At 38.0% G+C, this 12,644-nt stretch carries 10 protein-coding genes; 2 read left to right on the top strand and 8 right to left on the bottom strand.

Features of this window, described 5'->3' with window-relative positions; all coding sequences use genetic code 11:
* Positions 1 to 60: 60 nt before the first annotated feature.
* On the top strand, positions 61 to 1,266 hold the full coding sequence (locus ASU31_RS09735) for a class I SAM-dependent methyltransferase (RefSeq protein WP_057932145.1): 1,206 nt from the start codon (positions 61 to 63) through the stop codon (positions 1,264 to 1,266).
* Positions 1,267 to 1,437: 171 nt separating this feature from the next.
* Here the strand turns inward: ASU31_RS09735 and ASU31_RS09730 are convergent, their stop codons facing one another.
* Positions 1,438 to 1,797 carry a DUF1304 domain-containing protein gene (locus ASU31_RS09730; protein ID WP_057932144.1) on the bottom strand — a complete coding sequence of 120 codons (360 nt, stop codon included), beginning with the start codon at positions 1,795 to 1,797 and terminating at the stop codon, positions 1,438 to 1,440.
* 420 nt (positions 1,798 to 2,217) lie between these two features.
* Between ASU31_RS09730 and dnaK the strand changes: the two genes are divergently transcribed.
* Complete coding sequence (gene dnaK, locus ASU31_RS09725) at positions 2,218 to 4,128, top strand: molecular chaperone DnaK (protein ID WP_057932249.1); 1,911 nt, start codon at positions 2,218 to 2,220, stop codon at positions 4,126 to 4,128.
* Between the two features lie 390 nt (positions 4,129 to 4,518).
* On the opposite strand, the gene ASU31_RS09720 is transcribed toward dnaK, so the two are convergent.
* The 7 genes from ASU31_RS09720 to ASU31_RS09690 form a co-directional block, all read right to left on the bottom strand.
* Complete coding sequence (locus tag ASU31_RS09720) at positions 4,519 to 4,809, bottom strand: hypothetical protein (RefSeq protein WP_157257956.1); 291 nt, start codon at positions 4,807 to 4,809, stop codon at positions 4,519 to 4,521.
* Positions 4,810 to 4,874: 65 nt separating this feature from the next.
* On the bottom strand, positions 4,875 to 5,951 hold the full coding sequence (locus ASU31_RS09715) for a phosphotransferase enzyme family protein (RefSeq protein ID WP_057932142.1): 1,077 nt from the start codon (positions 5,949 to 5,951) through the stop codon (positions 4,875 to 4,877).
* Entirely contained in the window at positions 5,942 to 6,841 is a 900-nt protein-coding gene (locus ASU31_RS09710) for a nucleotidyltransferase family protein (protein WP_057932141.1), read from the bottom strand. The genes ASU31_RS09715 and ASU31_RS09710 overlap by 10 nt, the downstream gene beginning before the upstream one ends.
* A 122-nt stretch (positions 6,842 to 6,963) precedes the next feature.
* Positions 6,964 to 8,538 (bottom strand): helicase HerA-like domain-containing protein, encoded by a 1,575-nt coding sequence (locus ASU31_RS09705; protein ID WP_057932140.1) that lies wholly within the window; start codon positions 8,536 to 8,538, stop codon positions 6,964 to 6,966.
* Positions 8,539 to 8,632: 94 nt separating this feature from the next.
* Positions 8,633 to 8,938, bottom strand: coding sequence for a chaperone modulator CbpM (locus ASU31_RS09700; RefSeq protein WP_057932139.1), 306 nt, complete (start codon positions 8,936 to 8,938; stop codon positions 8,633 to 8,635).
* A gap of 5 nt (positions 8,939 to 8,943) precedes the next feature.
* Positions 8,944 to 9,840, bottom strand: a complete 897-nt coding sequence (locus ASU31_RS09695) for a DnaJ C-terminal domain-containing protein (protein WP_057932138.1) — start codon at positions 9,838 to 9,840, stop codon at positions 8,944 to 8,946.
* 316 nt (positions 9,841 to 10,156) lie between these two features.
* Positions 10,157 to 12,574, bottom strand: coding sequence for an alpha/beta hydrolase family protein (locus tag ASU31_RS09690; RefSeq protein ID WP_057932137.1), 2,418 nt, complete (start codon positions 12,572 to 12,574; stop codon positions 10,157 to 10,159).
* Positions 12,575 to 12,644: the final 70 nt, after the last annotated feature.

Raw genomic sequence — 12,644 nt, 5'->3', positions numbered from 1 at the left:
TTATCAAGGGTATGTTCTGCTCCGGATAAACTTGATTATCTTTGTCGTTAAAATTTATCAATGCCAGTGTCAGAATATATAGAACAATTTACTGCAGCTTTAAAAGAAAGTTTGAATGCAGCAACTTTTGTAAAGGTATCTTTAGGGAACTACAAAGGTGAAGAAGAAGCATTAAAGCAAATTCTTATCCGCAAAGTTGTGATTAAACGTGAAGATAAACTGGCCTTTACTTATCGCTATAAAACCCGCGATGTAGTGAAAAACTATGCAATTGATGAAGCAATAGATTTGATTACTGATTATCTGGAAAAAGGTTTTAAAATCGGTACTTTGTTTACTGCCGAAAAAGATCTGATTTTGGAGGAGCTGAACAATGGCAAAGTTGTTTTTAGAGAAGGTAAAGCATCAAGTGCAGCAGTCCCATCTGCCACTCACGACAAAGAGAAAGCAAGGTTGATTAAACCTGATGCGAAGTCTTATTTAACGGAGTTGAAAATCACCGATGCAGAAGGTAAGGTATTTAAAAACGCGCAGGATAAATTCCGCCAGATTAACCATTACATTGAAATTTTAAGCTCTTTAATTAAAGAATTACCAGAGGGTAGTATTAAAAAGGTGGCTGATATGGGCTCGGGCAAGGGCTATTTAACTTTTGCATTGTACGATTACCTTCACTCGGTTTTAAAATTGGAAACTGAAGTTGTAGGTGTAGAGTATCGTCAGGATATGGTTGATTTGTGTAATCAGGTTGCTGCCAAATCTGCTTTCGATAGATTAAATTTTGTTCAGGGAACGATTGAAGATTATAATGCTGAGGATGTGAATCTCTTAATTGCGTTACATGCCTGTGATACCGCTACCGATGATGCTATTTTTAAAGGGATTAAAGCCAATGCCGAACTAATTGTTGTTGCACCTTGTTGCCATAAACAGATTCGCAGGGAAATTGAGCAACATAAAGTAAAGAATGATGTTTCATTTTTAACTAAATATGGCATCTTTTTAGAACGCCAGGCCGAAATGGTTACAGATGGGATTCGTGCCTTGATCTTAGAATACTTCGGATATAAAACCAAAGTTTTCGAATTTATTTCGGATGCACATACACCTAAAAATGTGCTTGTGGTGGGGGTTAAGAAAAGTCTGAAGTCTTTAGTCGGAAGTCCGAAGATTGAAGAGCAGAAAGCGATTTTGGAGAAGATTAAAGCCAGTAAAGAATATTTTGGAATTGGTTACCATCATTTGGAAAGATTGTTGGAGTTGTAGTTAACCGCAAAGAACGCTGGGTTTTTTGCAAAGAAACGCAAAGCCATGACTAAATTATGATGCAAAATTTGCCCATTGATGTTATCGTCATTCTGAACTTATTTCAGGATCTATCAAATCAACCGCGTGTTTTCAGTCGGTGAGACACCTACCGATAGGATCGTATCGAACTTACAGATGCAACAAAATCAACGCAATTAATGCAGGTATCGATTGTACGTAAAGAATTTTTTTACTGGCCGTAGCAGCGCCATAAATGCCCGCGATAATGACACAGGTTAAAAAGAATATGGCCACATAAAATTTCCAGTGATGATCGGTTATGCATAACGACCAAATTAAACCTGCTGCTAAAAAGCCATTGTACAATCCCTGGTTTGCCGCCAATGTTTTTGTTGGCACAAATAAATCTTTAGGGATGGTTTTAAATACTTTCGGTGCCTTGGTGGTCCAGGCAAACATTTCTAACCAAAGGATATAGATGTGGATGAAGGCTACTAAGCCGATTACGATTTGAGCTGCTAATTGCATTATAGATTGGATTATACAGATTTAAATGATTGCACCGATTGATTGTAATTTAAAGATATAAAACTTTAAGGGCATTTAGATGATCACTCATTATTTCTGCCTGTGTTTTAATCACCGATGCGAAAAAAAAAACGCTGTTCAATAAACCCGATAATAGCGTGCACGAGTGAAACGAAGTAAAGCGATTAGCTCCAAAGGAGTCCCTTTAGGACGGACTGCTGCCTCCGAAGCACTGCCGACTTTCATTTTCAAATCATTTGTCTTTCAGCTTATTTCTGTCATGCTGTCAGTAAACTATAGGCTCTTTTTTTACATTTTATCAGTCTTTTACCCATATTATCTGCCAAAAACCAATTGGCACAAGCATTGTTTAATAGCAGTAGAAATTATAATACTTTAAAAAGAGAAATTAAAAATACAATGGGAAAAATTATTGGAATAGACTTAGGAACAACAAACTCTTGCGTAAGCGTAATGGAGGGCAACGAGCCTGTAGTTATCGCAAACAGTGAGGGTAAACGTACTACACCGTCTATTGTTGCTTTTGCAGAAAACGGTGAGCGTAAGGTTGGCGAGCCTGCTAAACGTCAGGCTATAACCAACCCAACAAAAACGATATATTCGATTAAACGCTTTATGGGTAACAGCTACGACGAAAGTGCGAAAGAAGCTGGACGTGTACCATATAAAGTAGTTAAAGGTGATAACAATACACCACGTGTTGAAATCGACGACAGAAAATATACTCCACAAGAGATTTCTGCAATGATTTTACAGAAAATGAAAAAAACTGCTGAAGATTTCTTGGGTCAGGAAGTAACTGAAGCAGTAATTACTGTACCAGCTTATTTTAACGATGCACAACGTCAGGCTACTAAAGAAGCTGGTGAGATTGCAGGTTTAACTGTAAAACGTATCATTAACGAGCCTACTGCAGCTGCTTTAGCTTATGGTTTGGATAAAGCACACAAAGACATGAAAATCGTTGTTTTTGACTGTGGTGGTGGTACGCATGACGTTTCTGTTTTAGAATTAGGTGATGGCGTTTTCGAAGTAAAATCTACTGATGGCGATACTCACTTAGGTGGTGATGACTTTGACCACATTATTATCGATTGGTTAACAAGCGAATTCAAAGCTGAAAACAGCATGGATTTAGCTAAAGATCCAATGGCTTTACAACGTTTAAAAGAAGCTGCTGAGAAAGCTAAAATTGAGTTATCGAGCACAACTTCAACTGAAATTAACTTACCATACATTACTGCTGATGCCAGCGGCCCTAAACACTTAGTACGTACATTATCTCGTGCTAAATTTGAGCAATTGGCTGATAGTTTGATTAAACGTACGATCGATCCTTGTAAATCTGCTTTGAAAAATGCTGGTTTAAGCACAAGCGATATCGACGAGATTATCCTGGTAGGTGGTTCTACACGTATCCCTGCTATTCAGGAAGCGGTTAAAGCTTTCTTCGGTAAAGAGCCAAGTAAAGGTGTTAACCCTGATGAGGTTGTGGCAATCGGTGCTGCTATTCAAGGTGGTGTGCTAACTGGTGATGTAAAAGATGTATTGTTATTAGACGTTACGCCTTTATCATTAGGTATCGAAACTATGGGTGGTGTAATGACTAAATTAATCGAGTCTAACACAACTATCCCTACTAAAAAATCTGAGACTTTCTCAACTGCTGCTGATAACCAGCCTTCGGTAGAGATCCATATTTTACAGGGTGAGCGTCCTATGGCTGCTCAAAACCGTACAATTGGCCGTTTTATTTTAGATGGTATTCCACCAGCACCTCGTGGTGTGCCTCAGGTAGAAGTATCGTTTGATATTGATGCCAACGGTATCTTACACGTTAGTGCTAAAGATAAAGCGACCGGTAAAGAGCAAAAAATCCGTATCGAAGCATCTTCAGGTTTAACTGATGCTGAGATCAAAAAAATGAAAGAAGAAGCTGAAGCTAATGCAGCAGACGATGCTAAGCAGAAAGAAGAAGCTGATAAAATCAACGGTGCTGATGCTTTAATTTTCTCAACTGAGAAACAATTAAAAGAGTTTGGTGATAAATTATCTGCTGATAAAAAAGCACCGATCGAAGCTGGTTTAGAGAAATTGAAAGCAGCGCATCTATCACGTAACTTTGCTGATATCGATGCAGCACAAGCTGAATTGCAAGCTGCATGGAACGTAGCGTCAGAAGAAATGTACAAAGCTGGTGAGCAACCTCAGGGTGGCGAACAGCCACAAGCTGATGGTCAGCCTCAAGGTGGTGGCGATAACGTTACTGATGTTGATTTTGAAGAAGTAAAAGAAGACGATAAGAAATAATCTTGAGTCTGATTCCTGAGTCGAGAGTCTCGGGAGAATATAAAAAGCGTTTCTGATTAAGTTCAGGGACGCTTTTTTTTGCAAAATCGTCATTTCGAGAAGGCTTTTTCAGCCGAAGAAGCAATCTTCCTAAGATGAGTTTAAATCGCAATTGTATTGCTTTGTGTTTCGCAATGAAGATAAAATTAATATTTTGGAAATTAACGCTCAGTGCTTTTCGGCCGGTACAGTCCCGCCATTCGCTTTAGCCCTCATGATCCCGATGTAAAATGGTGACGGGGCTGCCGCTACTGTCGGGTTTAGAAAGGAATTTTAGTGCTTTTCGGAAGGGTTGAATAGCAATAAGGTTGACTTATGTGTTCCTTAAACGCCTAAATATAGGGATATTGTTTAATTTCTTTTACTAAACGCAGAAACGACCCTTTCCATTATAAAACCGTAGAATAAACAATTTATTCCTAGCCCTAGAAAGAAGAAATGTCCATCCATAAAGCTAAAGAATAAGCTGTGCGTAGGAAAACGAAAAATATAATATAATTTGGCTATTGCTCTTGTTGTAGAGCTGTTTCCATCCGTACCTTCTTCAACAGCTGCAGCGGCAATAAGCGTTATAAAAGTGAAAGCACAAAAAATGATTGTTGCAGAAATAAAAAGCCAAACTTTAAAATTATTTCTTTTCATGTTGTTCTTTTTAATGTTCTGCATATTGTAGCGGGACGCTACAACTAGGTTTATTTAGCAAAGAACTAAACCAAATTCTCTTCAATAATATCTTGTAATTCTTTTTCGTTTGCAGCAATTTCATGCAATAGTTTAAACTGATTCCTGGTCCGGTCTAAATTTTGTGTGGGGTAACTAATAGGATAGTACTTATTGCCACTTAAAAAGTCAGTTAAGAAGCGCAGGGCCTGCATATAAATGATGTATTTGCCTGAGAATAAGATGAGCTCTTTTTCTGTTTCTGTCAAAATACTTTTCATTTCGGATAAATAACCTTTTATCATGGCCTCAAAGTAAGGTAAGCGTATCTTAATCTTATCTAAATCGGTTTCATTTTCAGAGAAGGCACAAAGATAAGTGCGCATCATATCGCCCAGGTCGGAAATGAATTTACCAGGCATAATGGTATCTAAATCGATTACGCAGATACCCCCATAAGTTTCAGTATCCAATAAAACATTGCTTATTTTAGTGTCGTGGTGCATTACACGATCAGGGAAATCAGTTCTGTGCGAGTATGATGTATAATAATCCAAAATATATTTATGTGCTAAAGCATCTTCAATTTGTGCTTTTGCCTCATCCTTGAGTGTTTCTTCTGCCTGGCTTAATGCCAAAGCAAACTGTTCGTACCTTAAGCCTAAATCGTGGAAACCTGGGATAGTAGGCTGAAGTGTTTTTGCATCAAAATCATTTAATAATCTACTCAGTTTACCAAATTGTTTTGCAGCTTCATATGCCTGCTTAGGATCGGCTAAAACGTCTAGCGAGACGGTATTTGGCACGAAAGGAAGCATCCGCCAATATTCATGATGAATGTGCGCCATTTCTTCACTATTTGTTGTAGAAACAGGCTTAATAAAAAGATATTCCGGGTAAGTGAAAGTGAGGTAATCGGCAATAGACCGTAGGTTGTTGGCAATAGCCTGGGGCGATTTAAAAACCGAAGTATTTATATTTTGAAGAATGTATTTCTTCTTTTCGGATAGGGGAGAAAGCAAATAAGTACGGTTAATTAAACCCGTACCTATTTGTGTAATTTTTATATTTTCTTTAGCGTATCCGTAGGCTTTTAAAACTTCGGAATCTAAATTTAGTTCCATAGTTTTTCTGGATATGTTCCGTTTTTAACCAATTGGTCAATACTATCCTGAACATAAGGTTTGTCTTCTTTATATGTAACACCAAACCATTTGTTTGAGGTTGGCACTACTTTGAAGGTTGCGGTATTACTTTTTACTAAGTTCTCACCAATTAATGGAATAAAAAATTCTGCTTTAGGCTTATCTTTGTTCGCTTCAGCAAATTTTCTGAACAATTCTTCAGTAATTTTGAAAACTGCTGGTGTAAACCCCCAGAAATTCATTGAAACAGGCGTTTCATAGGCTAAAGGGAACTCTTCGCCATTTTCTTCGTAAAAAATATTACCATCTTTAGGGTAAACCTTTGTACGTTCTACAATTTCTTTTAAGTTACCAGATTCATCTACCTGGCAAACACCACGGGAAACGGCTCCAAACTCCGATAAAGTTTTACCAATTTCGTAACCAATAATAGAATAATTGCTATCTGTTACTTCGGTGGTTAAGAAATCGACCATTTTTTTAAAGGCATCGTAACCATAATAATCATCAGCGTTTATTACGCAAAATGGTTCTTTAATTACATTTCTACCCGAAAGGATTGCATGTGCAGTACCCCAGGGTTTCTCCCTGTATATTTCTTCTTCTATGCCAAATTGTTTAAGATCGAAGTTTTGGAAAACATATTCTGTTTCAATTCTGCCAGCAAGTTTAGGTTCGAAAATGGCTTTAAATTCATTTACAAACTCTTCTTTAATAATAAATACAACTTTGCCAAAGCCAGCGTTAATTGCATCATATATTGAATAATCGATAATGGTTTCGCCATTTGGGCCAAAACCATCGATTTGTTTCATACTTCCATAACGGCTTGCCATACCTGCAGCCAATATTAATAGGGTAGGTTTCATCTATTGTTTATTATTTTTTGTGGGTGTGAATACCTTGATGATGGAACGATTAATTCACCATCTTGGTTCCATCTTGCGAAATTAGTTATTTGAGCGTTTATTGTGTTAATTAATAAGTTTTTTTAAAATCCAAAAAGTCCACCACCAGTTTTTGAGCGTGTTTTCTTTCCTGTAAGCATGCCAAAAATACCGCGAACAATTTCTTTACCAATTTGGCGCGTTATTGTTGCGCCCATTACCTGTTCAACAAGGCTTTTTTCACCTGGTTTAGGCTTGCTTTCTTGTTCGGCCTGTTTTTGAGCTTCAGCTTCCTGCTTCTCTTGTTCTGCTGCTACAGTTTGCTCATTAATGCGTTTAGTTAAAATATCATAAGCACTTTCAGGATCGATAGGATCTTTATATTTAGTATACTTCGAACTGGCATGAACAAGCTGATCGAAATCAGCAGCGGTAAGTGGCCCCATTACAGCCCTTGGTGGGGTAAGCATGGTAGCAGATACCTCCGTTGGTATACCTTTTTCATTTAATACGGTAACCAATGCCTGACCTGTTCCCAGCGAAGTTAATATTTTATCGATCTCGTAGAAATCTGATTTTGGATAGGTATTAACTGTTTTTTTCAAAGCATCTACATCATTAGGCGTAAATGCCCTTAATGCATGTTGTACGCGGTTACCTAATTGTCCTAAAACACTTTCAGGTACATCGGTAGGTGCCTGGGTGCAGAAGAAAACACCAATTCCTTTTGAACGGATTAACCTGATGATGGTTTCAATCTGCTCTAAAAATGCTTTCGAAGAATTTTTGAACAATAAATGTGCTTCATCAAAAAAGAAGATCAGTTTTGGTTTGTCTAAATCGCCAACCTCGGGCATGGTATTAAATAACTCAGCCAGTAAGCTCAATAAAAATGTAGAATATAATACGGGCTGATTTTGAACATCGGCAATATTTAACAAACTTATAGTTCCTTTGCCATCAACACGCTCGAAAAGATCTTCAATGTCAAAAGATTTTTCGCCAAACATGCCTGCTAATCCTTGTTGCTCTATAGCGACAATTTTTCTTAATATAGTGCCAGAAGTAGCAGTAGAAATGGTACCATAACTGCTTTTTATTTCGGCGGCTCCGGCACCTTCTGATAAATAAGAAACCAGTTTCTTTAAATCATTTAAGTCGATAATCGGCATTTTGTTATCATCAGCGTATTTGAATATTACCGCCATAACGCCCGACTGGGTATCATTTAAATCTAATACTTTCGATAAAAGCGTTGGCCCGAATTCTAATACCGTTGCCCGCATCTGAGCACCCATTTTACCCGAAAGGGAGTAAATTTCGATGGGAAAGCCAGATGGAGAAAAAGGTTTGTTGAGCTGTTGTGCTCTTTCTTCAATTTTTGGATTAACGGAACCGGGCTGGTTTAAGCCAGATAAATCGCCTTTAACATCTAACATAAAAACAGGAACGCTGGCATCTGACAGTTGTTCTGCCAATAACTGCAGGGTACGTGTTTTACCTGTTCCGGTTGCTCCAGCAATTAAACCATGTCTATTCATCATTTTTAACGACAAATTAACCTCAGCCTCGCTATAAACCTGACCGTCTAAAATTCCGGCGCCTAAATAAATGTACGAGCCCGTAGGGGCATAGGATGATTTTATTTTTTCGATGAATTTTGAAGAAAGATCGCTCATTTTTTTAAATTAGATTGCCAATTTAAGAAAGATATCTTAAAAAGATTGTGTTTTTGTTTCCACTTTTAATGCAAAATACTGCACAAACGGTTGTTTAATGGTGCTGGTTAAGTTGCTTATAATAATTTAGTTCGTTCTGAAGTGCGGTTATTTCTTCTTGCATATTTTGCAATTGATTAAGCAGATGCGAAACAGCATGAATGCCCTCCAAGTTGATTTCCAGATCGTGTGCTAGACGAAGATACTGCTCCAATTTGGTCAATTCATCAACTGGCAAAAAGAGCGATTGCTTTTTAACTGTAGTATGGATCAGGCCAAAATCTTCAAGAGATTGGATAAAGTTGATCTCTACGTGGTGGTAAGCACAGATGTCTTCTACAGGTATTAGATTGGTTCCCATAATGGTTAGAATTTCGAAAGTTTTTCAAATAGTTCTTTTTGTTCGGCATTTAGATTGGTAGGTAATTTTACCTGCCACTTGATATATAAATCTCCAAACTGATTTTCTTTTTTATAAAGTGGAAACCCTTTTCCTTTTAAACGTAAAGTAGCATCGGGCTGTGTTCCCTCTGGTACTTTAAGTTTGACCTTGCCGTTTAAGGTTTCTACAATTTTTTCGCCACCTAAAATGGCGGTGTACAGGTTTATTTCTTCCTGGATGTAGATGTCGTTTCCTTTTCGTTTAAATTTAGGATTATCTGTAATGTTGAATTTGATGTATAAATCTCCCGGGGGGCCATTGTTAACACCTGGTGCACCGTAACCTGGTAGTTTAATTTTCTGTCCATTTTCTACACCCGCCGGAATGGTAATACGCACTTGTTTGCCATTTACAGTTAAAGTCTGTTTGTGCGTTGAATAAGCATCAAGTAGATTCAGTTGCAAATCGGCATTGAAATCCTGGCCTTTAAAAGGGGAATTTCTACTGCTTCTGCCTCCGCCGCCACCAAACATCGAAGAAAAGAAATCAGAAAAATCTTCGCCCCCAAAACCTCCTGAATAGCTATTGCCGCCATATCCTCCACCTTGCGACTGGTATTGCCTTTGCTGCTGTTGCTGGGCATCTAACTGATCGGCATGTTGCCAATCTTTACCATACTTGTCATATTTCTTACGCTTTTCCGGATCACTTAAAACCTCGTTTGCCTCATTAATTTGCTGAAATTTTTTATTGGCTTCCTCATTGTTGGGGTTAAGATCCGGATGGTGCTTTCGGGCTAATTTTCTATAAGCTTTTTTAATATCCTCAGTTGTTGCGTCTTTTTTTAAATCGAGGATTTTATAATAGTCTATGTAGTCCATAATGGCTTTAACAAATAAATAACAGTAATGTTCAATTTTATTGTATAAATGTAGGTTTTATAATGGTGTATTTCAATGATGTGTTAATTGTAAATGGACAGGTCTTTTTTTGTCATTAAGAATTCAAGATCATTAAGATATTTACCATTTTGCGTTGGTGGCATTCTCGGATATGCGAGAGTCTGGAAGTGTTATCAGCTGATTTTAAATGGCAATTAGTTGATTACCAGATAGAAATATCTGACATCGCCGAAAAAAAATAAACAAAAAAAGTGCCTCATATAGAGGCACTTTAATCGATAAAGGTAGAGAGAGATTATTTTTTATTTTTTACATATTTTTCTAACCATTGGTCTTGCTCCCAAAGCATGTGAAGCAAGTTTTCTTTGCCACGGTAACTGTGCGCTTCATATGGTAAAAATACAAAACGGGTAGTGCCGCCAGCACCTTTAATCGCATTGAACAAACGTTCGCTGTTAATAGGGAAAGTGCCCGGGTTATCGTCAGAGTCACCGTGGATTAACAATATAGGGGTTTTAATTTTATCGGCATAACTGAATGGGCTCATTTCGTAATATAACTGAGGCACTTGCCAATAGGTACGTTCTTCGTTTTGAAAACCAAAGGGCGTAAGCGTACGGTTATAAGCTCCGCTACGGGCAATACCTGCAGCAAAAAGATTAGTATGGGCCAATAAATTTGCGGTCATAAATGCGCCATAACTATGTCCACCAACAGCCATACGTTTTTTATCTCCAACGCCTAAGTCGGCCAGTTTATTAATAGCAGCTTCGGCATTGAGCTGTAATTGATCTACAAAGGTATCGTTAGGTTTTTTACCATCTTTGGCAACAATTGGCATTTCTGCGTTATCTAGCACTGCATAACCTCGGGTTACCCAGAAAATAGGAGAGGCCCAGCTAATTGTAGTAAATTTGTCTTTCGATCCACGAATCTGTGCTGCATCTGCTGCAGAGTTAAACTCGCGTGGGTAAGCCCAAATTAATGAAGGTAATGGACCATCTTTGTCTTTGTTGTAACCTTTAGGTAAATACAGGTCGCCTGTTAAATCTACGCCATCTGCACGTTTGTAAGAAATTTTCTGTTTTGTAATGCCTTCTAAAGATGGATATGGATTAGTGAAATTAGTAATTGGTTGATCGGCGATGCGAAGCATGAGGTTTTTGATAAAGTAGTTAGGTACTAATTTCTGACTCTCTTTACGGGTAAGCAAAACCAGTTTGTCAGGATTAATTACATCACTTACATACTCGAAGGTTCCTTCGGCGCTGCGCCAGATAATTTCATTCTTTTTAGTGGTTAAATCGAATTTGGCTAAGAACGGTAAGTCTCCTTTTTCTGATGAACCTACTACATTGTTCATTAACAGTTTAGTGCCATTGTCAACCGTTTTAATTACCTGTCGGCCATATTTGTTTTTCGTAGTAACGGGAGAACCCGGGTTGCCATAGGCATCTGTTTGGTTACGGCTGTATAATTCTTCTACTTCGCCTGTTGTAGGGTTATAACGGCTCACTTTATTGGTTTGTTTGCTACGTAAACCTTCCATAATTAAAGCAAGGTTGGCATCTCCCCATTGTACGCCACGGTAACGGGTCTGTGTCTTAAATAATTCTTTTTCTGTGCCGGTAAAAGGTGCGCTTAGCGCATAAACTGCATCATGAAAGGGAACATCTTTTTTAATTAAACCACTATCCAATGGCTTGCTCCAAACCAGTGTAGCAGGTTCATCATCCCTCCAATCGAAACCACGCGGTACATTTTGTGTATTGTCATAACCAGATGGAGTACCCTCTGATGAAGGTAGTTCAGCAATAACTTTAATGGTTTTACCGGTTAAATCAGTAATGGTTACCGTTGATGGAAAACCGTTTGCAGTAACCAAATAAGAAAAAGGTTTGCGTATAGTTTCGATCATCATGTAATTTTTATCAGGTGATAAACTTGTCGAACCATAAATAGCTGGTTTTCCAATGGCCGTTTCTACACCTGCTGTATTTTTTACCAATTGCGAGGTTGCGAAAAACTCGAACAATTGTTCGTCAAAAGGTGATTTAATTAAATCCTGATAAGTGGCACTTGGTGCAGCTTTACCTAAGTTTTGCTGAATGGTTGGCCCTTTTGGCATCAATGGCTTTTTAGGTGCAGCACTTGCAGGTTTAGTTACCGTGCGGTAGATAATGGTATTATCATTTAACCACGTAAGGCCACTACCTAAAACCACATTTAAAAAAGCCTTATTGGTTTTGACAGCTTTTTTTGTAGCCAGATCAATAATATAAAGATCTACTCCTTTTTGAGTAGTATTGGTAAATGCAATTTTATTTTCTGATGGATTCCAGCTAATGTTGCTGGCGTATAATGGAGTTGGCAATCCTGCAACCTGAAACGTTTGGTTGGATTTGATATTTTTTAAGCTAAAGTTATTGATGTAGGTTTGTCTGCTCGGTGAGTAGTTATTGGGGTTTAACCTTAAGCCTGCAATTCTGTATTCGGGTAAGGCCAGTTCTTCTACCGAAGGATAGGAGTTACGCTCGCTAAACAAGATCCATTCTGCTTTGCCATCAATACTTACGCCTGGGGTTGGTTTGGCAAGTAATAAATCGGCAATTTCTTTTGGGGGTGTTTGGTAGCTTACTGCATCTTGTGCGGCCGAATTAAGCGAAATACAAGCGCCCGCTATCAATAAATAGAGGTGTAGTTTTTTTATCATTTCCAGTTAGTTTGTTCGAAATAAGGAATAATCAAATATTGTAAAATTTAACTTATTATAGCGTAACTTC

The organism is Pedobacter ginsenosidimutans (genome assembly GCF_001442625.1).
Classification (GTDB): domain Bacteria; phylum Bacteroidota; class Bacteroidia; order Sphingobacteriales; family Sphingobacteriaceae; genus Pedobacter; species Pedobacter ginsenosidimutans.
This window is presented reverse-complemented; position numbering and strand designations above follow the sequence as displayed.